Origin of the sequence: Saccharothrix coeruleofusca (assembly GCF_014648515.1) — a bacterium.
In the GTDB taxonomy this organism is placed as follows: Bacteria; Actinomycetota; Actinomycetes; order Mycobacteriales; family Pseudonocardiaceae; genus Actinosynnema; species Actinosynnema coeruleofuscum.
This window is the reverse complement of the sequence record NZ_BMRG01000003.1, coordinates 371,472-393,749: the sequence shown is the minus strand read 5'-3', so window position 1 is coordinate 393,749 and position 22,278 is coordinate 371,472. Positions and strand designations below refer to the sequence as shown.

Below are 22,278 nucleotides of genomic sequence, written 5' to 3'. Positions count from 1 at the left end.
CATGGTCTCGTCGTCGAGGTAGGCGACGACGCTGCCTGCCGCCTGGCGGGCCAGGCGGCCGGTCTCGAAGCGGATGGTGCGGGTGCCGAACCGACCGTTGTCGATCAGGGCTGAAGTCTCGTGGACCTCGATATCGGTCATGCGGTGCTCCTCGTCTGCGGGCCGCAGCGCGCTCGGGCGCGGGATCGCGGTTCGGACGAGGCCGGTCTTCGATCGAAGTCCCCTGGTTGGCTGTGCCAGGGGGCCACTACCGAGGACCGGCGAACTGTCGTCCCGTGCGCCGCGCGTGCGTCCCTCGTCTTTTGTGCTTTCGGCTGCGCCGAGGGGGAGTGACCGGCCAGGTCACTCCCCCTCGGCACGGCTCACCTGCGCAGGCCGAGCCGCTGGATCAGCGACCGGTAGCGCTGGATGTCCACCTTCTGCAGGTAGTTGAGCAGCCGCCTGCGGCGGCCGACCAGCAGCAGCAGGCCGCGACGCGAGTGGTGGTCGTGCTTGTGCTGCTTGAGGTGCTCGGTCAGGTCGGCGATGCGCTTGCTCAGCAGCGCGACCTGGGCCTCGGCGGAACCGGTGTCCGTGTCGTGGACGCCGTACTCGGCGAGGATGGACTTCTTCTGCTCGGTGGTCAGTGCCACTGCGGTGCTACTCCTTGTGCCTGTCGGTTCCGTGCGGCCCCTCGAAACTGCCGGGGTAGACGGTGCTGGCCGCCACGGACCGCAGCCAGACCCAAATGTCGAGGCTACCAGCCCTCGTCGCGTTCAGCCGTTCGACGTGCTGAGGAATACCCGGTCCAGCACGGTGTAACCACGGCCGAGATCACTGCGCACCAGCGCCACCTCACCGGCGGTCCACTCGCGACCGGTGAACTCCAGGCGGGGCCAGCGCTTGGCGTGCCGGGAGCGGGCCACCGTCAGGTGTGGACGCCAGTCCGGGCCCGCGCCCGCGGCGGTCCCGAGCGGCTCCAGCGCCCCGGTCACGCCGACCCACAGCACGCCGGGGAAGTGACCGGTGTCGCGCAGCCTCAGCACCGGACCGGCCAGTCCCTCGAACGGGGTCAGCTGGTCGGCGGGCTCGGTCTCCCCGAAGAAGCGCAGCGTGATGTGCCAGCGGGCCGGGTCGACCCAGCGCAGCTCCGGGTACCGGGCGTGCAGCGGCGCCAGCGCGGCGGCCAGCTCCTCGACCGCCTCGGGCGGCGGGAACAGCGCCGTGAACAGCCTCACCGGCCCTTGCCCGCCCGGCGCAGCAGGTCGGCCAGCGCCGGGAAGTCCTCGCCCAGCACGTCGGCGGCCTGGGACAGCTCCGCGCGGTCGGCGACGCGGCGCAGCACGGGGAACACCACGGCCTCGTCGTCGGCGCCGTTGACCGGCAGGGAGTCCCGGCTCACCGTCGGCTTGGAGTCGCGCACCTCGTCCAGCGCGCGTTGCAGCGCCTCGGGGGCGCCGGTGGCCACGTCGGGGGTGAGCACCTTGCGCTCCAGCATGATCATCCGCGCCAGCACCGACGGGTTGCCGATCTTGGCGCGACGCCCGCTCATCACCTGGCTGAGCATGGGCGCGCTGATCCCCAGCACCTCGGCGAGCTGGGCCTGGGACACGTTGAAAGCGACCACCAACCGGCGCACCCGGTCCCCCAGGGGCTCCCCGTACCACTCCCGCTGCAAAGCGAGGTTGCGCTGGACGATCTTGTGGTCCTCCACCTTCGCCTCTCCCCTGGGCCTACCGACGTGCCCGCATCCTGCCAGGTCGTCGGCTGTCACACGGGCGGTTCCACCCACCTGGTTCAACCGGTCACATACCGGATTCGGCCAGCACGTCCCTGGTCTCCGCCACGTCGCGGTGCATCTGGTCGATGAGCGCGTCGAGGCTGTCGAACTTCTCCATGTCGCGCAGCCGCGCCACGAAGTCCAGGGCCACCCGCTGGCCGTAGAAGTCCTCGTCCACGTCGAGCACGAACGCCTCCACCCGGCGTTCGCGCCCGGAGAAGGTCGGGTTCGTGCCGACCGACACCGCCGCGCGCAGCCTGCGCCCGCTGCCGTGCACGAACCAGCAGGCGTACACGCCGTCGGCGGGCACCGCGGCGAACCGGGTGGTGGACAGGTTCGCGGTGGGGAAGCCCAGCTCCCTGCCCCGGCCGTCGCCGCGCACCACGATGCCCTCCAGCCGGTGCGGGCGGCCCAGCGCCACGGCCGCCGCGGCCACGTCGCCCGCGTCGATGCAGGCGCGGATGTAGGTCGAGGAGTAGGTCACGCCGTCGTCGGTCACCAGGTCCGCCCCTTCGGTCACGAAACCGAACCGCTTGCCGAGCGCGTGCAGCAGCTCCACGGTGCCCGCCGCCTTGTGGCCGAACGTGAAGTTCTGGCCCACCACCACCGCCGCCGCGTGCAGCCGCTCGACGATCACCTCGTGCACGAACTCGTCGGCGGGCATCCGGGACAGCTCCACGGTGAAGGGCAGCACGCAGAACACGTCCACCCCAAGCGCCTCCACCAGCTCCGCCCGCCTGCGCAGGCCGGTCAGCTGGGCCGGGTGGCTACCGGGCCGCACCACCTCGGACGGGTGCGGGTCGAAGGTCATCACCACCGAGGGCACGCCGCGGTCCTTGGCCAGCTCCACCGCGCGGCCGATGAGCGCCTGGTGCCCGCGGTGCACCCCGTCGAACACGCCGATGGTCACCACGCAGCGGCCCCAGCCGCCGGGAAGGTGTTCAAGACCTCGCCACCGTTGCACGGGTGAAGCCTACGTGGCCGCCATGATCGGCTCGCGCGGGAACCGGCTCACGCGCCGGGGTCGTGGCGCAGGTCCCTACCGGCCTGGTGCACGGTGCCGCCGTCGCGGGCCACCGCGTTCTGGTTGACGGTGAGCGGGCGGTTCTCGTGGTAGGCGCCGATGGTGCCCGCCTGCACCACCGTGCCGTACACGGGGCTGGACACGCTGTTGTGGACGGCGCCGCGGGGCGCCGGGGGCTCCTGCTCCCGCTCCGGTTCCCGCCCCGGCCGCTCGGCGGGCTGAGCCAGCAGGGCCACCAGCACGCCGACGGCGGTGAGCAGCGCGACCACCGCCCAGGCCCACCAGCTGGTCTTCAGCTCCGTCGCCAGGTTGACCACCACTCCGGTCGCCGACGCCAGCACGCCCGTCGCGGTCGGCCACACCCATCTCGCCATGCCCCCACGGTAGGCCGCGCGCGCCGGGTGGACGTACCCCCTGACGGGTTCACCGACGGGACTAGCCCGCCGGGGTGAGCACCACCAGCGGCTTGGCCACCGGGCCCTCGTCCTTGGCCAGCGCCACGACGTGGCCGTCGGGGCCGAACACGCCGTAGGTGCCGTCCAGGCCGCCCGCGGCCAGGCGGCGGCCGTGGGACAGCGCGGCCACCTCGCGCGGCGCGATCTGCCGCCGGGGGAACGCCGCGGCCACGGCCGCGTCCAGGTCCAGCGACAGGCCGGGCTCGGCCTCCAGCTGGGGCAGGGTCCGGGCCACCCGCAGGTCGAACGGGCCGACCCTGGTGCGGCGCAGCGCGGCCAGGTGGCCCCCCACGCCCAGGTCCGCGCCGAGGTCGCGGGCCAGCGCCCGGACGTAGGTGCCCGAGGAGCACTCGACCATCACGTCCAGCTCGGTGGCGCCCTCCTCGCGGCGGACCGCCAGCACGTCGAACCGGTGCACGGTCACCGCGCGGGCGGGCAGCTCGACCGCCTCACCGGCGCGGACCCTGGCGTAGGCGCGCTTGCCGTCCACCTTGACCGCGCTGACCGCGCTGGGCACCTGCTGGATCGGGCCGGTGAGCCTGGCCACGCCCGCCCGGATCGCCTCCTCGGGCACCGCGGAGGCGTCCGCGGTGGTCAGCACCTCGCCCTCGGCGTCGTCGGTGGTGGTCGACGAGCCGAGTCGGATGGTCGACAGGTAGGCCTTGCTGTCCAGCGCCAGGTGGCCCAGCAGCTTGGTGGCCCGCTCCACGCCGAGCACCAGCACACCGGTGGCCATCGGGTCCAGCGTGCCCGCGTGGCCGACCTTGCGGGTGCCGAGGATGCGGCGCACCTTGGCCACGACGTCGTGGGAGGTCATGCCGTCGGGCTTGTCCACGACGACGAGACCGGGCGGAACTGCGGGGCGAGGAGAAGCGGGCACGACCGAGCATCTTAGGCGTCGGCCAGCACGTCCCAACGGCGGCGGCGGATCTGCACCGGCACCTGCTCGCCGCGCTCCTCCGCGGCGAACACCGCGGCCCGCGCCCGGCGCCACCACACGGTGGTCCGCCACACGCCGAGCAGCAGCGCCGCGGCCACGGCCAGGAACGCGACGCGGTAGGCCGACGCGGCGGGCATGGGCTCGACCAGGTCCAGCAGCACGCCCACGACCAGCGCGCAGACGGTGATCGCGGCGAACCCGCCGACGTTGGCCACGCCCGTGGCGGTGCTCACCCGGTGCAGCGGGTTGTAGTCGCGGACCAGGGCGAACGCCACGCCGGACGCCGGGTTGCCCAGCGCCAGCACGGCGAAGACGGCGACCAGCAGCGGCACCGGCAGCACCCCGCCCGGCCAGCCCAGCAGCAGCGCCCAGCACACCACCGCGACGACCAGGTAGGCCACCACGATCGGCATCCGCCACTCCGGCTTGCGGGCGATCACCGCGCCCATCACCGGACCGGTGACGATCGCGACGACCACCAGCAGGCTGAGCACCGCCGACGCCTCGGGACGGGCCATGCCCTGCGCCTCGACCAGGTACGGGAAGCCCCACAGCAGGCCGAGCAGGGCGGGCGTGGACATCGAGGTGTAGTGCACCCAGAAGCCCAGCCGGGTGCCCGGCACCCGCCACGCGGCGGCGACCCGCCTGGCGATCGTGCGCAGCGGCACCGACTCCGGCTCCGGCTGCGGCACGCCTTCGGGGACTTCGCGCACCCGCAGCGCCACCAGCGCCGAGTACACGGCCGTGGCCGCGCCCGCGACCAGGAACGTCGCCGCCCAGCCCGCGTTGTCCAGCAGCAGCGTCAGCGGCACGGTGGCGACCAGGTTGCCCGCGCCGCCCAGCGCCGCGGACAGCGACATGACCAGGGTGAACCGGCGCGGCGGGAAGTGCGCGGCGGCCAGCCGCAGCACGCTGACCCAGGTCATCGCGTCGCCGACGCCCAGCACCGCGCGCGCGGCCAGGCCCAGCGGGTAGGAGTGGGCCAGCGCGAACAGGACCTGCCCCAGGCCCATGAGCAGCGCGGCGGCGGTGAGCACGCGGCGCGGCCCGAACCGGTCGACCAGCAGGCCGGTCGGGATCTGCATGAAGGCGTACAGGCCGATCTGGAGCACGGTGAAGGTGCTCAGCGCGGCCGGGCCGACGCCGAACCGCTCCGACGCCTCCAGGCCGGCCACGCCCAGCGAGGCTCGGTGGAACACGGCGGCGATGTAGACGGTGACGGCGGTGGCCCAGATCAGCCACGCTCGCTTGGTGGTGCGATCGACCGGCAACGCAGGGGTCCCCTCGGCTCGGTGCGGTGGCATTCCGTACATCGGAAACACTTGCCCTGTGTTAACGATTCCGGGCGTAATCCTCACCACAGCCGCCGTCGTCACCGCACGGCCACGCCCACCACCGCCCAACCGCCCGAGCGGGTCCGCACCAGCAGGCTCACCAGGCGCAGCACCATGAACGCCGACAGCCCGGTCCAGATCCCCGCCAGCCCCCAGCCGAACGCCAGCGACGCCCAGATCAGCGGCAGGAACCCGACCGCCGCCGACACCAGGGTCGCGGTGCGCAGGAACGCCGCGTCACCGGCCCCCAGCAGCACGCCGTCCAGGGCGAACACCACCCCGGCCACCGGCTGCAGCGCCACGAAGAACCACCACGCGCGCGGCACCTCGGCCAGCACGCCCGGATCGCTGGTGAACACCCCCGGCAGCACCCCGGACAGCGCGGCGAACAGCACGCCCAGCGCCGCGCCGAACGCCAGCCCGTACCCGGTCACCTGCCACGCGAAGCGCCTGGCCTCGGCCCGCCGCCCCGCGCCGAGGAACGCGCCCACGATCGACTGCGCCGCGATCGCCAGCGAGTCGAGCACCAGCGCCAGGAACGTCCACAGCTGCAGGACCACCTGGTGCGCGCCGACGGCCGACACCGACGTCCGAGCCGCCACCGAGGCCGCCGAGAGGAAGCACGCCTGGAACGCCAGGCTGCGCAGCACCAGGTCGCGCCCCATGCCCAGCTGGGCGCGCATCAGGTGCGGGACGGGGCGCAGCGGGACGCGCTCGACGATCAGCGCGCGGAAGAAGAGGCAGGCGGACAGCACCTGGGCGACCACGTTGGCCACCGCGGAACCCTCCAGGCCCCACCCCGCCACGTGCACCAGCAGCGGGCACAGCACCGCCGACAGGCCGTTGCCCAGCAGCACGTACCGCAGCGGGCGCACGGTGTCCTGCACGCCGCGCATCCACCCGTTGCCCGCCATCGTGACCAGCACGAACGGCGCGCCGAACAGGGCGATGCGCAGCCAGCTCACCGCGGCGGCGGCCACCGGGCCCTCGCCCGCCAGCAGCCGCGCGGCCGGTCCGGCCAGCAGCTGGCCCAGCACCACCACCAGCGCGCCCACCGCCAGCGCCAGCCAGGTCGCCTGCACGCCCTCCTCGACCGCCTCGGCCCGGCGGCCCGCGCCGAACAGCCGGGCGGTGCGCGCGGTGGTGCCGTAGGACAGGAAGGTCAGCTGGGTGGCGACCTGGGTGAACAGCACACCGCCCAGCGCCAGGCCCGCCAGCGGCAGCGCGCCGAGGTGGCCCACCACCGCCGTGTCGACCAGCACGTACAGCGGCTCGGCCGCCAGCACGCCCAGCGCGGGCACCGCCAACCCGACCACCCTGCGCGCGGGCACCCGCTCCGCCACCGCCCGACCCCCGTCCACGTGGAATGCCACCAGCCAAGCACAGGGGTCCGACAGTTCGGTGAACTCAGCCGGCCACCCCGGCCAACGCCGCCTTGATGTCGGCCACGACCGCCTCCGCCGGGCCGCCCGCGGTGAACCCGGCCGCCAGCCGGTGCCCGCCGCCGCCCAGCAGCTGGGCCACCCGGCCCACGTCCACCGCGCGCACCGCGCGCAGCGACACCGACCACGTGCCCGGCCGCAGCTCCTTGAGCACGGCGGCGACCTCGGCCTCGGCGGTGGTGCGCACCAGGTCGACCACGCTCTCGACCTCCTCGGGGCGCAACCCGGCGGAGTCCTCGCGGGTCACCACGGCGTGCACCAGGCCGCGTCCGCCCGCCGCCGCGCGGTCCAGCTCCGCCCGCGCCAGCACCTTGGCCACCATGGCCAGGTAGCCGAACGGGTGGGCGTCCATCAGCGGCCGGACCACCGCATCCGGGTCCACGCCCGCCTCGATCAGCCGCGCGGCCACGCGGTGCGCCGCCGCGCCCGCGTGCCGGAACGAGCGGGTGTCGGTGACCAGCCCCGCGTACAGGCAGCGGGCCACCGGCTCGTCCAGCTCCACGCCCATCGCGTCGAGCACCCGCAGCACCACCAGCGTGGTCGCCTCGGCGCGGGCGTCGACCACGTTGACCGTGCCGAAACCGGGGTTGGACACGTGGTGGTCCAGCACCACGACCTGCCCGGCGGTGGTCACCCGGTCGCCCAGCGGGCCGAGCCGGTCCACGCTTGCGGTGTCCAGCGCCACCAGCAGCGGCGGCGCGGCGGGCACCTCGGCGGCCGGGACGAGCAGTCCCGCCGCGTCCAGGCCGCGCAGCGTCTCGGGCACCTCCTCCGGCGCGCCGAAGGACACCCGCACCCGCGCCCCGCGCCGGTGCAGCACCAGGCCCAGGGCCAGGGCGCTGCCCAGCGCGTCGGCGTCGGGGTTGACGTGGGCCAGCAGGGTGACGTCGGCGGCGTCCGCCAGCACGCGGGCGGCGGCGTCGACGGCCGCGCTCAGGTCGGCGGGCGGGTCGGCGGTCAGGTCGTGGGACACGCCCCGGAACGCTAGTCCGATTCCTCGGTCTCGCGCGGCGGCTTGTACGGGTCGGCCTCACCCGCGGGTTCGGCCCCCGAAGCGATCCTGGCCACCTCGGCGTCCGCCTCGCGCGCCTTGGCCAGCAGCTCGTCCATCCGCCGCGCCTCGTCGGGCACGGTGTCGGTGACGAAGGACAGGGTCGGCGTGAACCGCACCCCGGTCTGCTGGCCGACCATGGTGCGCAGCACGCCCTTGGCCTTCTCCAGCGCGGCGGCGGCCCCGGCGAAGTCCGGCTCGGCGTCGAGCTTCTCGCCGAGCACGGTGTAGTAGACGGTGGCGTCGTGCAGGTCGCCGGTCACCTTGGTGTCGGTGATCGTGACCCTGGCCAGCCTCGGGTCCTTGACCTCGTGCTCCAGCGCGGAGGCGACGATCTGCGAGATCCGCTTGGCCAGCCTGCGAGCCCGTGCCTGGTCGGCCACGGCGCTCCCTCCTCTTCCTACTCGTCCTCCGGCCCGACCAGCCTGTGGTGGGCGGAGAGCAGTTCCAGTTCGGGTCGTCCGGCTACCAGCCGCTCGCAGGCGACGAGGACTTCCCTGACATGCTCGGCGTCCGCGGCCACCGCCGCCACTCCGATCAGGGCGCGGCGGTGCAGGTCCAGGTGCCCGGCCTCGGCCACGGCCACCTCGAACTTGCGGCGCAGCTCGGCCACGACCGGTCGGACCACCGACCGCTTCTGCTTGAGCGAGTGGACGTCGCCGAGCAGGACGTCCAGCTCCAGTGCTCCCACGAACAAGTGATCACCGCAGGTGTGCGCTCATGGGCACGGGGCCGCCACCAGGACGGCCCCGTGCACCGGGTGGGACGATCAGGCGCGCGGCTTCTCGCGCATCTCGAACGTCTCGATGACGTCGCCGACCTTCAGGTCGGCGTAGTTGCCGAGCGTCAGACCGCACTCGAAGCCCTCGCGGACCTCGGTCGCGTCGTCCTTGAACCGCCGCAGCGAGCTGATCGGCAGGTTCTCCTGGACCACGTTGTTGTCGCGCAGCAGGCGGGCCCGCGCGTTGCGGCGGATCTCGCCCGAGAGCACCATGCAGCCCGCGATCGTGCCGACCTTGGAGGACTTGAAGACCTCGCGGATCTCCGCGCGGCCCAGCTGGACCTCCTCGTACTCCGGCTTGAGCATGCCCTTGAGGGCCTGCTCGATCTCGTCGATCGCCTGGTAGATCACCGTGTAGTAGCGGACGTCCACGCCTTCGCGGTTGGCCAGCTCGGTGGCCTTGCCCTCGGCCCGGACGTTGAAGCCCAGGACGATGGCGCTACCCGCGACGGCGAGGTTGATGTCGCCCTCGGTGATGCCACCGACACCGCGGTGGATGACCCGCAGCTCGACGTCGTCGCCGACCTCGATCTTCATCAGGGCGTCTTCCAGGGCCTCGACGGTGCCCGAGTTGTCGCCCTTGATGATCAGGGTGAGCTGGCTGGTCTCCTTCAGCGCGGCGTCCAGGTCCTCCAGGCTGACGCGCTTGCGCTTGGCGGCGTTCTGCGCGTTGCGGGTGCGGGCCTGGCGGCGCTCGGCGATCTGCCGGGCCACCCGGTCCTCCTCCACCACCAGGAAGGTGTCACCGGCGCGCGGCACCGACGTCAGACCGATGACCAGCACCGGCCGCGACGGGTACGCCTCGGTGACGTCCGCGCCGTACTCGTCGACCATGCGGCGGACGCGGCCGTAGGCGTCGCCCGCGACGATCGAGTCGCCGACCCGCAGCGTGCCGCGCTGCACCAGCACCGTGGCCACCGGGCCGCGACCGCGGTCCAGGTGCGCCTCGATGGCGACGCCCTGGGCCTCCATCTCGGGGTTGGCCCGCAGGTCCAGCGACGCGTCGGCGGTCAGCAGGATCGCCTCCAGCAGGCCGTCGATGTTGATGCCCTGCTTGGCCGAGATGTCCACGAACATGGTGTCGCCGCCGTACTCCTCGGCGACCAGCCCGTACTCGGTGAGCTGCTGGCGGATCTTGGCGGGGTTGGCCCCCTCCTTGTCGATCTTGTTGACCGCGACCACGATCGGCGCGTTGGCCGCCTGGGCGTGGTTGATCGCCTCCACCGTCTGCGGCATCACACCGTCGTCGGCCGCCACCACGATGACCGCGATGTCGGTCGAGTTGGCACCGCGGGCACGCATGGCGGTGAACGCCTCGTGACCCGGCGTGTCGATGAAGGTGATGAGCCGGGGGGTGCCCTCCAGCTCGGTCTCCACCTGGTAGGCGCCGATGTGCTGGGTGATGCCACCCGCCTCGCCCTCGGCCACCTTCGTCTTGCGGATGGTGTCCAGCAGGCGCGTCTTGCCGTGGTCGACGTGACCCATGACGGTGACCACCGGCGGGCGGACCTGGAGGTCGCCCTCGTCACCCGCGTCCTCGCCGTAGGTGATGTCGAAGGTCTCCAGCAGCTCGCGGTCCTCCTCCTCGGGGGACACGACCTGCACGTTGTAGTTCATCTCGGAGCCGAGCAGCTCCAGGATCTCGTCGGAGACGGACTGCGTCGCGGTGACCATCTCGCCGAGGTGGAACAGCACCTGCACCAGCGAAGCCGGGTTGGCGTTGATCTTGTCGGCGAAGTCGGTCAGCGAGGCGCCGCGCGGCAGCCGGATGGTCTCGCCGCTGCCCTTGGGCAGGCGGACGCCACCGACCGAGGGCGCCTGCATGTTGTCCATGTACTCCTGGCGCTTCTGGCGCTTGGACTTGCGCCCGCGCCGCGCCGGACCACCGGGACGGCCGAACGCGCCCGCCGTGCCGCCGCGACCACCGGGGCCACCGCCGCCGGGACGGCCGCGGAAGCCGCCACCACCACCGGCCGGGGCGCCGCCGCCACCGCCGGGACCGCCGCGGAAGCCACCGCCACCGCCGCCGCCACCACCGGGGCCACCGCGGAAGCCACCGCCACCGCCGCCGCCACCGGGACCGCCGCGGAAGCCGCCGCCACCGCCGCCGGGACGACCGCCGCCACCGCCGGGACGGCCACCGCCGCCACCGGGGCCGGGACGACCGCCACCGCCGCCGGGACGCGGACCGGCCGGGCGGCCGGGCATCATGCCGGGGTTGGGCCTGGGCGGCATGTTGCCGGGGTTGGGCCGGGGCCCGCCGGAACCGGCGGAGCCGCCGGGACGCGGGGCCGGACGCGGGTCACCGGGCTTGGGCGCCGGGCCGCGCTCGCCACCGGGACCGCTGGGCGCGGCCGGGCGCGGGGCGCTGGGCCGCGGCGCGGGGGCGCCGCCGCCGACGCCGAAGGGGTTGTTGCCCGGACGCGGCGGACGCGGGCCCTGCGGCTTGGGAGCCTGGGGCCGGGGCGGCACCACGGACGGGTTCTGCTGCGCGGCAGCGGGCTGCTGCTGCGGACGCGGGCCGGGCCGGGGGCCTGCCGGCTTCGGCGCCTGGGGCGCCGGGGCCTGCGAACGCGCGGCCGGAGCCTGCTGCTGCGCGGCGGGGGCCTGCGGCTGCGCCGCCGGGGCCGGAGCCTGCTGCTGCGCGGCCGGAGCCTGCGGCTGAGGCGCCGGGGCCTGCGGACGCGCGGCCGGGGCCTGCGGCTGGGCCGCCGGAGCGGGCTTGGGGGCCGGCTTCGGGGCCTGCGGGCGCGGGCCGGGCATCGGGCGCGGACCGGGCTTGCCCACCGGCGCGGACGGCCGGGGCTGCTCGGGACGGGCACCGGGCTGCGCGGCAGCGGGCTGCTGCTGCGGGGCCTGCGGCTTCGGGGGGGCCGGGCGAGCGCCGGACTTGGGCTTCGCCTCGGACTTGGCGTAGGCGTCGCGCAGTCGACGGGCCACCGGGGCCTCGACGGTGCTGGACGCGGACTTGACGTACTCGCCCTGGTCGGCGAGCTTGCTCAGTAGTTCCTTGCTGGTGACACCGAGCTCTTTCGCGAGCTCATGCACACGGGCCTTGCCTGCCACTGCTCTCCTCAGGTGATGAGGTCGGCGGCAGTCCCGTCGACCTCGTCTTAACGTCGCGCGTTCATGGCTTCAGCTTCACGGCTGACTCATGACGGGTCGACCTGCTTCCTTGCTTCGTGCCGGTCGCGGGGCGATCCCGCTACCGTCTTCCCGAACCGCTCCACGTGCTCGCGCACACCCTCCACGTCGAGCGCCCCCCGGGCCCGCAGGGCCCTCGGGAACGCCCGCCGCTTCTCGGCGTTGCGGAGGCACTGGGGATCGGGGTGCAGCCATGCTCCCCGCCCCGGCAGCCGTCGGCGCGTGTCCGGGATCACAGTCCCGTCCACGGCCACCACGCGCAGCAGCTCAGCGTACGACGTCCGAGCGCGGCATCCGATGCACGTGCGAACCGGGCCGTCGTGCGTGAAAACCGATCCCCGACGTCGAACCACTGAGAAGTCTATCCCCTGATCGTCATTCAGCCGAACCGGATGTCGCCGCGCCCGCCGGAGCGGACCCACCCGCCTCGGCGTCGCTGCGGATGTCGATGCGCCAGCCGGTCAGCCGCGCGGCCAGCCGGGCGTTCTGCCCCTCCTTGCCGATGGCCAGGGAGAGCTGGAAGTCCGGCACCACCACGCGCGCTGTCTTGGCCCGCTCGTCGAGCACCCTGACCGAGACAACCTTCGCGGGCGACAGGGCATTCCCGACGAACGTGGCCGGATCGTCGGAGTGGTCGATGATGTCGATCTTCTCACCGGCCAGCTCGCTCATCACGTTGCGCACCCGCGCGCCCATCGGGCCGATGCAGGCGCCCTTGGCGTTGACGCCGGGCACCGTCGAGCGGACCGCGATCTTGGACCGGTGGCCCGCCTCGCGCGCCACCGCTGGGATCTCCACGGTGCCGTCGGCGATCTCCGGGACCTCCAGCGCGAACAGCCTGCGCACCAGGTTGGGGTGGGTGCGCGAGAGGGTGATCTGCGGGCCGCGGGCGCCGCGGGAGACGCCCACCACGTAGCACTTGATCCGCGAGCCGTGCTCGTAGCTCTCGCCGGGCACCTGCTCGGCGGGCGGCAGCACGCCCTCGGTGTCGCCGACCTGCACCACGACCATGCCGCGGGCGTTGGCGCGCGCGTCGCGCTGCACCACGCCGCCGATGATCTCGCCCTCCTTGGCGGCGAACTCGCCGAAGGTGCGCTCGTGCTCGGCGTCGCGCAGGCGCTGCAGGATGACCTGGCGGGCGGTGGTCGCGGCGATGCGGCCGAACCCCTCGGGGGTGTCGTCCCACTCCTCGGTGACCGCGCCGTCCGGGCCCAGCTCCTGGGCCAGCACGCGGACCACGCCGGTCTTGCGGTCGATCTCCACCCGCGAGTGCGGGTGGTGGCCCTCGGTGTGCTTGTAGGCGGTCAGCAGGGCGGTCTCGATGGCTTCGAGCACGGTGTCGAAGGGGATGTCCTTGTCCCGTTCGATCGCCCTGAGCGCGGCGATGTCGACGTTCACTCCGACTCCTCCTCCGAACCTCGGCCGCCCAGGAGCGCGAGCTCCTCGGCGGGCGGTTGCTTGAACTCCACCTCGACCACGGCGCGCTCGATGTCGCGGTACTCCACGCGGCGCAGCTCGCCCTTGACCAGCAGCACCACGCCGGTGTCGTCGGCGTCGCCGACCCGGCCGAACCACTCCACCCGATCGGGCTGCTTGACCTTGACCAGGCGCAGCCGGGCGCGCCGCCAGTGCCTCGGCCTGGTCAGCGGCCGGTCCGCCCCCGGAGAGGTGACCTCCAGCGTGTAGGAGCCCGCGATCAGGTGCTCGTGGGCGTCCAGCGCGGCGGAGATCGCGCGGCTGGCCTGCGCCACCTCGTCCAGGCCGATGCCGTCCTCGCCGTCCACGACCACCTTCACCAGCCTGCGGCGCCCAGCCTGGTTCACGTCGAGCAGCTCCAGGTCGAAGCCGATCGCCTCGACCGCCTCCCGCACGACGGGTGCTAGCTGCGCGGCGAGTTCTCCGCGCGGCGGGCTGGACACGTTGACTTCTCCTCGGGTGTCGGTGGTGCAGTCCGGCTGGTGGGCACGACGACCCCGGTCGACGCTGCACTCGCCGGCCGTGGTCGCCCAGACTATCCCCTCCGGCGGGGTCGCACGTGCCACGGCCGACCACCGGGGGTCTGGCAGGATCGGTACACGTGATCGGGAGAACGGCGCTCAGCAGGCGCGGCGTGCTGCTCGCGGTGGCCTCGGCGCCGCTGGCAGTCGCGTGCACCACACCACCACCGCAACCCCCGCCCCCGGACCCGCTGGCGGAGCTGGTGCGGGCCGCGCGGGCGGACTCGGCGCTGGCCTCGGCGGTGGGCGCGAACGAGGTGGCCTCGGCGCGCGCCGAGCACGCCGAGCGGCTGCAGGCCGAGGTGGACCGCGCCGCGCCCGCCGTGCCGTCGGCCTCGGCCGCGCCGTCGGGCACCCCGCCGGTCTCCCCGCCGCCGAACCCGACGCGCGAGCAGCTGGTCGCGGCGCTGCAGGCGGCCCAGAAGCAGGCGGGCGAGCTGCTGCCGTCGCTGCCGACGCACCGGGCCGGCCTGGTGGGCTCGGTGTCCGCCGGGTGCGCGAGCCTGCTGGAGGCGATGCGGTGATGCAGCCGACGACCCATGACGCGGTGCAGGACGCGCTGGCGGCGGAGCACGCGGCGGTGTGGACCTACGGCCTGGTCAGCGCGTTCCTCCAGCAGCAGGCGGCGGACGTGGCGGAGGGCGCCAACGCGCACCGGGCGCGGCGGGACGCCACGGAGCGCTGGCTGCGCGACGCGGGCCAGCAGCCCGAGCCGCCCGCCCCGGCCTACCTGCCGCCCGAGCCGGTGGACAGCGCGTCCTCGGCCGTCGCGGCGCTGGTGGTGGCCGAGAACGACGCCTGCGCGGCCTGGCGGGGCGTGCTGGAGCGCACCGACGACGCGGCGCTGCGGCGGACCGCGCTGGACGCGCTGACGGTCTCGGCGGTGCGGGCGACGCGGTGGCGCAAGGTGGCGGGTCTCACGCCCGTGTCGATCGCCATGCCGGGCGCGGCGGGCTGATCGGCCGGGCGCGGCCGGTCAGCCGAGGTCGGCGGCGAGGCGGAAGGCGTCGGTGCTGATCCGCTTCATCAGCGCGTTGTGCGCGGCCTCGTCGCCGCCGTGCCGGGCGGTGTCGGTCTCGACGATCACCACGTCCTGACCGCGCTGGACCGCGGCGAACCCGCCGTTGGCCAGCGTGCGCAGCCCCTCGACCTTGACCGCGCCGTCCTTGACCAGGTCGTTGACGTTGCCGGTGCCGTCGCGGGCGGTCAGCTCCTTGAGCTTGGTCGCGTCCTGCTCGCTCTTCATCCGCACCACGGAGACCGAGCTGTAGGCGGTCTTCCCGTCGGGCGTGGTGGTCGTGTAGAGCCCTCGGGTGAGCTGCTGGCAGGGCGTGGCGGTCAGGAACTCCTTGGTCTGCCCGTAGGCGTGCTCGGCGCAGCGGCTGTCCTTGACCGGCTGCGGGACCTCCGGCGCCTTGGTGAAGGTGAACTCGCCCGCGGGTTTGGGCGTGGACGTGGGCGCGGCGGTGTCGCGCTCCTCACCGGGCCGCAGCATGAGCCACACCAGGCCGGACACCACGGCGACGCCCACCAGCGCCAGCCCCTTCCACAGCAGCCCGCCGCGCGACGGCCGGGGCGCTCCCTGCTGGGGCGCCCCTGGGTGGGGACCGGGCCGGGGCGCGGGGTGCGGGTGGAACGGGGGCGGCGGCGGGGGGCCGCCCAGCAGGGCGTCGAGGTCACCCATGCGGGCAGGCTCGAACCGCGCGGTGCCCGCCGGTCCGGGGCCGGGCGGTATCCGCGGAATCCGCTGTGTCACCTCTTCAGGCGATTCTGGTGGAACCGTCACGGGGACTCACGGTAACGGACCGCTCTCATCCCAGCGCCTCCAGTACAAGATCGACATCTTCGGCGGTGTTGTAGAGGTGGAACCCCAGCCTGCTCCGCCCGGCGCGCGCGGCGGCGCGCACCCCGACGCGCGCCAGCCGCTCCCCCGGCACGTCCAGGGACACGATCGCCGACCCGGCGGGCGGCAGGTCCAACGCCTTGCGCAGCCCGTCCGCCAGCCCGGTGGTGTGCGCCCGCACCGCCTCCGCGTCCAGCGAGGCCAGCCAGGGCAGCGACACCGACGCGCCCACGTGCGCCCACCAGACCGGGGACAGGTCCAGCCGCCGGGCGTCCGCGGCCAGCCGCAGCGGCAGGTCGTAGACCGTGGTCCACGGGTCGTCCCCGGCGTACCAGTTGGCGGCCAGCGGCGCGGTGCCCGCCAGCGCCCGCTCCGAGCCCGCCAGCCAGGCCGCGCCGCGCGGCGCCAGCAGCCACTTGTACCCGGCCGCGACCACCCAGTCCGCCCAGTCCAGCGCCAGCGGCAGCCAGCCCGCCGCCTGGGTGGCGTCCAGCAGCACCGGCACCCCGGTGGCGCGCAGCCCGTCCAGGTCGACCAGCCGCCCGTCCGCGGACTGCGCCACGCTCACCGCCACCAGGTCGTGCCCGTCGACCGAGGCCACCAGCTCGTCCAGCTCGACCTCGGTCACCCGCAACCCGCGCGCGGCGAACGGGAACGTGACGCTGGTGAACTCCCCGCGCGCCACCAGCACCCGCGCGCCCTCCGGCAGGCTGCCCGCGACCAGGGCGACCAGCTGCGAGACCGACGCGCCGATGGCGACCCGCTCGGCGGGCACGCCCACGATCCGCCCGAACGCCGCCCGCGCCGCCGCCACGGGCCGGTCGAACGAGGGCGCGTGGTCGGCGCCCGCACCCCACCGCCGCACGGACTCGGCGACCGCCGCGACGGCGGAGGCGGGCGGCACGCCCACGCTGGGGGAGTTCAGGTAGCCGGTGGGGACGTCGAAGGACTCGCCGAACGCTGTGCGCATGCCCCCATCAGACTGGTTCGCCCACCGGCCCGTCCACCGCGCCGCGGTTCTTGCGGCGGGCGTAGACCTGCTTGCGGACCCGCGCGACGACCTCGCCGCCCTCGTCCACGACGTCGGTGTCGAACCAGACCAGCCCCTTGCCGCCGCCCTCGGTCAGCGCGCGCAGCTCGGTCAGGTGCTCGTCGGTGAGCCGGAACTCGGCCTCGACGGTGCCCCGGCCGGGCCGCACGAACTCGATCTCGGCCGCCCGGTCCCACACCACGTGGTCGCGGCCCAGGTTGTGCATGACCAGCAGCATCCAGAACGGGTCGGTCATGGCGAACAGCGAACCGCCGAAGTGGGTGCCCACGTAGTTGCGGTTCCACCAGTGCAGCCGCATCCGCACCCGCGCGCGGCGGTAGTCGTCGGACAGCTCGACCACGCGCACGCCGGCGAACAGGAACGGGGGCCACAGGTTCATGACCCGGCGGAGACGGGAAGCCTTCATGGCACACATGTTACCCACGGGTAATTTCAGTGCAGGGTGATGACGTTCCCGGTCACCCGCCCGGCCGCCTCGGTGCACAGGAACGCCACCACCGACGCCACCTCCTCCGGCCGCGCCACGGCGGTCGCCGCGCGCACCGCGTCGTTGACCCAGCCGGTGTCCGTGGCGGGCGGCTTGACCATGTTCGCCGTGACGCCGTGCGGGCCCAGCTCGGCCGCCGCGGCCATCGTGTAGTTGTCCAGCGCCGCCTTGGCCGCCCCGTAGGACACCTCGCTGGGGAACCCCTGCGGCCCGCCCGAGGTCAGCCCGACGACGCGGCCCCACGTGCCGCCGCGCGCCAGGTGCCTGCGGGCGAACTCGGCGATCATCAGCGCCCCGGCGCGGGCGTCCACGGCGAACTGCGCGTCGAACGTCTCCGCCGTCACCGGCCGCAGCACGCGGCCGAAGCCGTCCCGCTCCGCCGCCAGGAAGGTGTCCTGCACCCACCCGGAGGCGTTGTTGACCAGCACGTCGACCGGGCCGAAGACCTCCTCCGCGACGTCGAACAGCCGCGCCGGGGCGGTCGGGTCGGTCAGGTCCGCCTCGACCGCGTGCGCCCGCCCGCCCGCCGCGGTGATCGCGGCGACCACGGCGTCGGCGCCGGACTCGCGGGCGGTGAAGTACTCCTCGGGCAGGCTGGGGTCCTCCGGCGGGGTGTAGCGCAGGAAGGTGATCAGGACGTCGACCCCCTGCGCCGCCAGCGCCTTGGCGACGGCGGCGCCGATGCCCTGGTTGGCCCCGGTGACGATCGCGGTGTGCGGCACGCGGTGATGCTGCCCCATCACGTCGCGAGCGGTCAGCCCGTTTTCCGTACCCTCGGGTGATGCGCAGCGTGGAGATCGAGATCCGCACCGGGTCCAGCGAGGTCGTGCACGACCTCACCGGCGAGTGCGAGCGGTTCCTGTCCGATGTGGACGGCGACGGGCTGCTGCACGTGTGGGTGCCGCACGCCACCGCCGGGCTGGCCGTGCTGGAGACCGGCGCGGGCAGCGACGACGACCTGCTGGCGGCGTTGCGCGAACTGCTGCCCCCGGACCGCCGGTGGCGGCACCGGCACGGCACGCCGGGCCACGGTCGCGACCACGTGCTGCCCGCGCTGGTGCCGCCGTACGCGACCGTGCCCGTGCTGGGCGGGGTCATGGCGCTGGGCACCTGGCAGTCGGTGTGCCTGGTGGACACCAACGTCGACAACCCGGTCCGCAAGGTCCGCCTCAGCTTCCTCCCCGGTTAGCGCCTGCAAGTACTACCCGCCACCCCCGCACGCGCCGCTTGCTACTACCCGAGTTGGCTCGGGTAGTAGCAAGCGGCGCGTCGACGGGGCCCTGGTAGTACTTGCCGACGCGTTGGGGACTGGTGGGGGTGGCGGGGTGGCGGGGTACCGTTGCGCCGTGACTTACCCAGGTGACGGGCAGACCGGCTGGGGTGGCCAGCCCAACCAGGGCGACTGGAACCAGGGCGGCTACCCCCAGCAGGGCGGGTACCCCCAGGCGGGCTTCCCCCAGCAGGGCTACGGCGGTTCCTACGGCGGCCTCGGCGTGTTCTCCGGCGGTGACGAGCCCCCGCCCAAGAAGAGCAGGACGACGCTCTGGGTGGTCATCGGCGCGGTCGTGCTGCTGGTCGCGGGCGGCGTGACGACGTACGTGCTGACCCGCCCCGACGACCAGCAGCAGGCCGGGGGCAGCCCCACCAGCAGCAGCACGCCGCCGTCGAGCACCAGCCGCGAGGTCCCCCCGACCACCGAGCCCGAGGACCAGCCGATCACCTGCGAGCCGGTCAAGTCGGGCTGGAACTGCCTGCCCGTCGAGGCGCTGTCCTACAGCTACGACGTGCCCAAGGGCTGGTCCCGGCGCGACGGCTCGGCCACCATCGACGGCATCCCCGACGCCAGGCTGACCGGCCTGACCGCCTACGGCGTCTACGACTGCGAGGGCAAGGGCTTCAACCGCGGCAGCACCGGCGGCGCGGTGGTCCCGCAGACCGACCTGGGCGCGGTCGCCAAGCAGTTCGCCCAGAAGCTGGGCGAGGAGTTCTACAGCTCCGCGCCGCAGGCCGAGGTCAAGGTCGGCGAGGTCAAGCCGGTCAAGATCCCCTACGAGGCCGACGGCAAGAGGACCGACATCGAGGGTGCGCAGGCGGACGCCACCATCACCACCTCGGGCAACAAGTGCCTGGCCACCAAGGGCATGGTGAAGGTGCTGGTGCTCAAGGGCGACAAGAGCTTCCACGTGTTCATGGCCAACGGCGACCTGGAGGGCGGCCCCGCCGACCCCGCCCCGGTCGCCGAGGCCGACCTGCAGGCCATGGTCGAGTCGGTCAAGCCCCTGCCGGTGAGCTGACCCGTGCGGACGCTGGTGCTCTGGGACATCGACCTGACCCTGGTGGACGCGCGCGGCCTCGGCCGCGGCTGGTACCGCACCGCGCTGCTGGCCGCCGCCGGGCTGGAGATGGTGCACACGCCCAGCTTCGCGGGCCGCACCGAGCGCGCGATCACCGCCGAGCTGCTGACCGCGCACGGACTGGAGCCCACCGAGGAGCTGGTCACCAAGCTGCACGCCGAGCTGATCGCGATCGCCGGTGCCGAGCACGCGCTGCTGGCGCGGCGGGGCCGCGCGCTGCCCGGCGCCGCCGAGGCGCTGGCCGCGCTGGCCGCGCGCGGCGACGTGGTGCAGAGCCTGGTCACCGGCAACCTGGTGGAGATCGCCCGGTACAAGCTGGCCGCTTTCGGCCTGGACACCCACCTGGACTGGGAGATCGGCGGCTACGGCTCGGTCTCCGAGCACCGGCCCGCGCTTGTGGCCGAGGCGGTGCGGCTGGCCTCGGCCAAGCACGGCCTGACGCCGTCGTCGGTGGTGGTCATCGGCGACACCCCGCACGACGTGGACGCGGCGCTGCACCACGGCCACGTCGCCATCGGCGTGGCCACCGGCCGCAGCAGCGCGCGGGAGCTGCGGGAGGCGGGCGCGCACGTGGTGCTCGACGACCTGTCCGACACCCCCGCCGTGGTGGCCGCCGTCCTCAGGTGAGCTCGCCCCCGACCGGGGTCCGGAACCCGCGCGGGGAGCGGGTGGTCCCACCCGCTCCCCGATCGCGGGGCTCAGCCCCGGACGACCTCGACCAGGTGTCGCACCGCGTCCGCCAGCGGCACCTCGACGCGCTCGCCGGAGCGGCGGTCCTTGACCTCCACGACCCCGTTGGCCAGGCCGCGGCCCACCACCAGGATGGTCGGCACGCCGATCAGCTCGGCGTCGGCGAACTTCACGCCGGGGCTGGCCTTGCGGTCGTCCAGCAGCACCTGCAGCCCGGCCGCCGCCAGCTCGCCCGCGAGCTGCTCGCCGCCTTCGAGCAGGGCCTGGTCCTTGCCCGCCACCACCACGTGCACGTCGGCGGGGGCCACGGCGCGGGGCCAGACCAGGCCGCGCTCGTCGTGGCTCTGCTCGGCGATCGCCGCGACCAGCCGGGACACCCCGATGCCGTAGGAGCCCATGGTGATCCGGATGGGCTTGCTGTCCGGGCCCAGCGCGTCCAGCGCGAACGCGTCGGCGTACTTGCGGCCCAGCTGGAAGATGTGGCCGATCTCGATGCCGCGCGCGGCGACCAGGACACCCCTGCCGTCCGGCGACGGGTCGCCCTCGCGGACCTCGGCGACGTCGATGGTGCCGTCGGGGGTGAAGTCGCGCCCGCAGACCAGGTCCACCACGTGGTGGTCGGCCTTGTCCGCGCCGGTCACCCACGCCGTGCCGCGCACCACGCGCGGGTCCACCAGGTACCGCACGCCGTTGGCCTGCAGCGCCGCCGGGCCGATGTAGCCCTTGACCAGGAAGGGGTGGCGGGCGAAGTCGGCCTCCTCCAGCATCGCCACCTCGGCGGGCTCGACGGCCGCCTCCAGGCGCTTGAGGTCCACCTCGCGGTCGCCGGGCAGGCCGATGGCCAGCAGCTGCCACTCCCGCTCACCGGGCTGGCGGGTCTTGACCAGGACGTTCTTCAGCGTGTCGGCGGCGGTGAACCGCCGCTCGCCCATGCCGTTGAGGAAGGCGACCAGCGTCTCGATGGTCGGCGTGCCGGGCGTGTGGTGGACCTGCGCCTCGGGCTTGTCCTCGATCGACTGCTCGGGCGGCGCGGGCGTGGTGACCGCCTCGACGTTGGCCGCGTAGTCGGACTCCGTGCTGCGCACGAAGGTGTCCTCGCCGGTCGCCGCGACCGCCAGGAACTCCTCCGAGGCCGAGCCGCCCATCGCGCCGGAGGTGGCGGAGACGATCACGTACTCCATGCCCAGCCGGTCGAAGATGCGGATGTAGGCGTCGCGGTGCTGCTGGTAGGAGCGCGTCAGGCCCTCGTCGTCCAGGTCGAAGGAGTAGGAGTCCTTCATGACGAACTCGCGGCCGCGCAGGATGCCCGCGCGGGGGCGCGCTTCGTCCCGGTACTTGGTCTGGATCTGGTAGAGCGTGACCGGGTAGTCCTTGTAGGAGCTGTACTCGCCCTTCACGGTGAGCGCGAACAGCTCCTCGTGGGTGGGGCCGAGCAGGTAGTCGGCGCCCTTGCGGTCCTTGAGGCGGAAGAGGTTCGGGCCGTACTCGGTCCACCGGTTGGTGGCCTCGTAGGGCTCCTTGGGCAGCAGCGCGGGGAACTGGATCTCCTGCGCGCCGAAGGCGTCCATCTCCTCGCGCACCACGCGCTCGATGTTGCGCAGCACCCGCAGGCCCAGCGGCAGCCACGAGTACCCGCCCGGCGCCACGCGGCGCACGTATCCGGCGCGGACCAGCAGCTTGTGGCTGGGGACTTCGGCGTCGGCCGGGTCCTCGCGCAGGGTGCGCAGGAACAGCGACGACATCCTCGTGATCACGGTGGGCGCTCCTCGTGGCGGGGTAGTCCGCAGAAGGGTAGTGAACCCGGTCCGCCCAGTTCCAACGGGTTACGCCCAGCGTGGCACGGGGTGCCGCCGAGCCCGGCCCGGACGGTGCCTGCCGACCCGGGGGCGACCGGTTCCGCGTCGGCGGGTGGGCCGGGCCGCCCGG

General features: G+C 74.0%; 25 protein-coding genes. 5 read left to right on the top strand and 20 right to left on the bottom strand.

What is annotated here, in order from left to right; translation table 11 throughout:
- Positions 1-362: 362 nt before the first annotated feature.
- The 15 genes from rpsO to rimP all read right to left on the bottom strand — a co-directional run bounded on the left by rpsO (position 363) and on the right by rimP (position 13,849).
- Positions 363-632: a 30S ribosomal protein S15 gene (gene rpsO / locus IEZ00_RS10395; RefSeq protein WP_189222965.1), complete on the bottom strand. Its 270-nt coding sequence runs from the start codon at positions 630-632 to the stop codon at positions 363-365.
- A 123-nt stretch (positions 633-755) separates the two neighbouring features.
- Entirely contained in the window at positions 756-1,217 is a 462-nt protein-coding gene (locus tag IEZ00_RS10390) for a 2'-5' RNA ligase family protein (RefSeq protein ID WP_189222964.1), read from the bottom strand.
- Positions 1,214-1,693 carry a helix-turn-helix domain-containing protein gene (locus IEZ00_RS10385; RefSeq protein ID WP_189222963.1) on the bottom strand — a complete coding sequence of 160 codons (480 nt, stop codon included), beginning with the start codon at positions 1,691-1,693 and terminating at the stop codon, positions 1,214-1,216. The genes IEZ00_RS10390 and IEZ00_RS10385 overlap by 4 nt, the downstream gene beginning before the upstream one ends.
- 91 nt (positions 1,694-1,784) lie before the next feature.
- Positions 1,785-2,723, bottom strand: coding sequence for a bifunctional riboflavin kinase/FAD synthetase (locus tag IEZ00_RS10380; RefSeq protein WP_189222962.1), 939 nt, complete (start codon positions 2,721-2,723; stop codon positions 1,785-1,787).
- Between the two features lie 47 nt (positions 2,724-2,770).
- Positions 2,771-3,157 (bottom strand): hypothetical protein, encoded by a 387-nt coding sequence (locus IEZ00_RS10375; protein ID WP_189222961.1) that lies wholly within the window; start codon positions 3,155-3,157, stop codon positions 2,771-2,773.
- 61 nt (positions 3,158-3,218) lie between these two features.
- On the bottom strand, positions 3,219-4,118 hold the full coding sequence (gene truB, locus IEZ00_RS10370) for a tRNA pseudouridine(55) synthase TruB (RefSeq protein WP_189222960.1): 900 nt from the start codon (positions 4,116-4,118) through the stop codon (positions 3,219-3,221).
- A gap of 11 nt (positions 4,119-4,129) precedes the next feature.
- Positions 4,130-5,482 (bottom strand): MFS transporter, encoded by a 1,353-nt coding sequence (locus IEZ00_RS10365; RefSeq protein ID WP_189222959.1) that lies wholly within the window; start codon positions 5,480-5,482, stop codon positions 4,130-4,132.
- A 68-nt stretch (positions 5,483-5,550) separates the two neighbouring features.
- The gene (locus tag IEZ00_RS10360; protein WP_229795391.1) at positions 5,551-6,885 is read right to left on the bottom strand and encodes an MATE family efflux transporter; all 1,335 of its coding nucleotides are present in this window, start codon (positions 6,883-6,885) and stop codon (positions 5,551-5,553) included.
- A gap of 34 nt (positions 6,886-6,919) precedes the next feature.
- Complete coding sequence (locus IEZ00_RS10355) at positions 6,920-7,927, bottom strand: DHH family phosphoesterase (protein WP_229795388.1); 1,008 nt, start codon at positions 7,925-7,927, stop codon at positions 6,920-6,922.
- A gap of 11 nt (positions 7,928-7,938) precedes the next feature.
- On the bottom strand, positions 7,939-8,388 hold the full coding sequence (gene rbfA / locus IEZ00_RS10350) for a 30S ribosome-binding factor RbfA (RefSeq protein ID WP_189222958.1): 450 nt from the start codon (positions 8,386-8,388) through the stop codon (positions 7,939-7,941).
- Positions 8,389-8,405: 17 nt separating this feature from the next.
- On the bottom strand, positions 8,406-8,702 hold the full coding sequence (locus IEZ00_RS10345) for a DUF503 domain-containing protein (protein ID WP_189222957.1): 297 nt from the start codon (positions 8,700-8,702) through the stop codon (positions 8,406-8,408).
- A 72-nt stretch (positions 8,703-8,774) separates the two neighbouring features.
- The gene (gene infB / locus IEZ00_RS10340) at positions 8,775-11,852 is read right to left on the bottom strand and encodes a translation initiation factor IF-2 (RefSeq protein ID WP_189222956.1); all 3,078 of its coding nucleotides are present in this window, start codon (positions 11,850-11,852) and stop codon (positions 8,775-8,777) included.
- Between the two features lie 86 nt (positions 11,853-11,938).
- Entirely contained in the window at positions 11,939-12,283 is a 345-nt protein-coding gene (locus IEZ00_RS10335; protein ID WP_189222955.1) for a YlxR family protein, read from the bottom strand.
- Between the two features lie 22 nt (positions 12,284-12,305).
- On the bottom strand, positions 12,306-13,328 hold the full coding sequence (gene nusA / locus IEZ00_RS10330) for a transcription termination factor NusA (protein ID WP_189222954.1): 1,023 nt from the start codon (positions 13,326-13,328) through the stop codon (positions 12,306-12,308).
- Entirely contained in the window at positions 13,325-13,849 is a 525-nt protein-coding gene (gene rimP / locus IEZ00_RS10325) for a ribosome maturation factor RimP (protein WP_189222953.1), read from the bottom strand. Before rimP ends, nusA begins: the two co-directional genes overlap by 4 nt.
- Before the next feature lie 158 nt (positions 13,850-14,007).
- Here rimP and IEZ00_RS10320 point away from each other — a divergent pair, with 158 nt between their 5' ends.
- Together IEZ00_RS10320 and IEZ00_RS10315 are read left to right on the top strand one after the other, a co-directional pair.
- Positions 14,008-14,451 (top strand): hypothetical protein, encoded by a 444-nt coding sequence (locus tag IEZ00_RS10320; protein WP_229795386.1) that lies wholly within the window; start codon positions 14,008-14,010, stop codon positions 14,449-14,451.
- Complete coding sequence (locus IEZ00_RS10315; protein WP_189223324.1) at positions 14,451-14,885, top strand: ferritin-like domain-containing protein; 435 nt, start codon at positions 14,451-14,453, stop codon at positions 14,883-14,885. Before IEZ00_RS10320 ends, IEZ00_RS10315 begins: the two co-directional genes overlap by 1 nt.
- Before the next feature lie 18 nt (positions 14,886-14,903).
- Here the strand turns inward: IEZ00_RS10315 and IEZ00_RS10310 are convergent, their stop codons facing one another.
- The 4 genes from IEZ00_RS10310 to IEZ00_RS10295 all read right to left on the bottom strand — a co-directional run bounded on the left by IEZ00_RS10310 (position 14,904) and on the right by IEZ00_RS10295 (position 18,030).
- Entirely contained in the window at positions 14,904-15,611 is a 708-nt protein-coding gene (locus tag IEZ00_RS10310; RefSeq protein WP_189222952.1) for a hypothetical protein, read from the bottom strand.
- A 127-nt stretch (positions 15,612-15,738) separates the two neighbouring features.
- Positions 15,739-16,740 (bottom strand): aminotransferase class V-fold PLP-dependent enzyme, encoded by a 1,002-nt coding sequence (locus IEZ00_RS10305; RefSeq protein ID WP_189222951.1) that lies wholly within the window; start codon positions 16,738-16,740, stop codon positions 15,739-15,741.
- A 7-nt stretch (positions 16,741-16,747) separates the two neighbouring features.
- Positions 16,748-17,227 carry a DUF4442 domain-containing protein gene (locus IEZ00_RS10300; protein WP_189222950.1) on the bottom strand — a complete coding sequence of 160 codons (480 nt, stop codon included), beginning with the start codon at positions 17,225-17,227 and terminating at the stop codon, positions 16,748-16,750.
- 26 nt (positions 17,228-17,253) lie between these two features.
- Positions 17,254-18,030 (bottom strand): SDR family NAD(P)-dependent oxidoreductase, encoded by a 777-nt coding sequence (locus IEZ00_RS10295; protein WP_229795384.1) that lies wholly within the window; start codon positions 18,028-18,030, stop codon positions 17,254-17,256.
- A 59-nt stretch (positions 18,031-18,089) separates the two neighbouring features.
- On the opposite strand from IEZ00_RS10295, the gene IEZ00_RS10290 reads away from it, so the two are divergent.
- The 3 genes from IEZ00_RS10290 to IEZ00_RS10280 all read left to right on the top strand — a co-directional run bounded on the left by IEZ00_RS10290 (position 18,090) and on the right by IEZ00_RS10280 (position 20,289).
- The gene (locus IEZ00_RS10290; RefSeq protein ID WP_189222948.1) at positions 18,090-18,497 is read left to right on the top strand and encodes a YjbQ family protein; all 408 of its coding nucleotides are present in this window, start codon (positions 18,090-18,092) and stop codon (positions 18,495-18,497) included.
- A gap of 157 nt (positions 18,498-18,654) precedes the next feature.
- The gene (locus IEZ00_RS10285) at positions 18,655-19,602 is read left to right on the top strand and encodes a DUF8017 domain-containing protein (protein ID WP_189222947.1); all 948 of its coding nucleotides are present in this window, start codon (positions 18,655-18,657) and stop codon (positions 19,600-19,602) included.
- Between the two features lie 3 nt (positions 19,603-19,605).
- Positions 19,606-20,289, top strand: coding sequence for an HAD family hydrolase (locus IEZ00_RS10280; RefSeq protein ID WP_229795382.1), 684 nt, complete (start codon positions 19,606-19,608; stop codon positions 20,287-20,289).
- Between the two features lie 71 nt (positions 20,290-20,360).
- Here IEZ00_RS10280 and IEZ00_RS10275 read toward each other — a convergent pair whose 3' ends face one another.
- Positions 20,361-22,106, bottom strand: coding sequence for a proline--tRNA ligase (locus IEZ00_RS10275; protein WP_189222946.1), 1,746 nt, complete (start codon positions 22,104-22,106; stop codon positions 20,361-20,363).
- Positions 22,107-22,278 lie beyond the last annotated feature (172 nt).

Coding starts and splice junctions, on each gene's coding strand:
- IEZ00_RS10310 (WP_189222952.1), bottom strand. CDS start 15,611: ATGGGTGACCTCGACGCCCTGCTGGGCGGCCCCCCGCCGCCGCCCCCG.
- IEZ00_RS10315 (WP_189223324.1), top strand. CDS start 14,451: ATGCAGCCGACGACCCATGACGCGGTGCAGGACGCGCTGGCGGCGGAG.
- IEZ00_RS10300 (WP_189222950.1), bottom strand. CDS start 17,227: ATGAAGGCTTCCCGTCTCCGCCGGGTCATGAACCTGTGGCCCCCGTTC.
- IEZ00_RS10375 (WP_189222961.1), bottom strand. CDS start 3,157: ATGGCGAGATGGGTGTGGCCGACCGCGACGGGCGTGCTGGCGTCGGCG.
- IEZ00_RS10305 (WP_189222951.1), bottom strand. CDS start 16,740: ATGCGCACAGCGTTCGGCGAGTCCTTCGACGTCCCCACCGGCTACCTG.
- IEZ00_RS10365 (WP_189222959.1), bottom strand. CDS start 5,482: ATGCCACCGCACCGAGCCGAGGGGACCCCTGCGTTGCCGGTCGATCGC.
- IEZ00_RS10290 (WP_189222948.1), top strand. CDS start 18,090: ATGCGCAGCGTGGAGATCGAGATCCGCACCGGGTCCAGCGAGGTCGTG.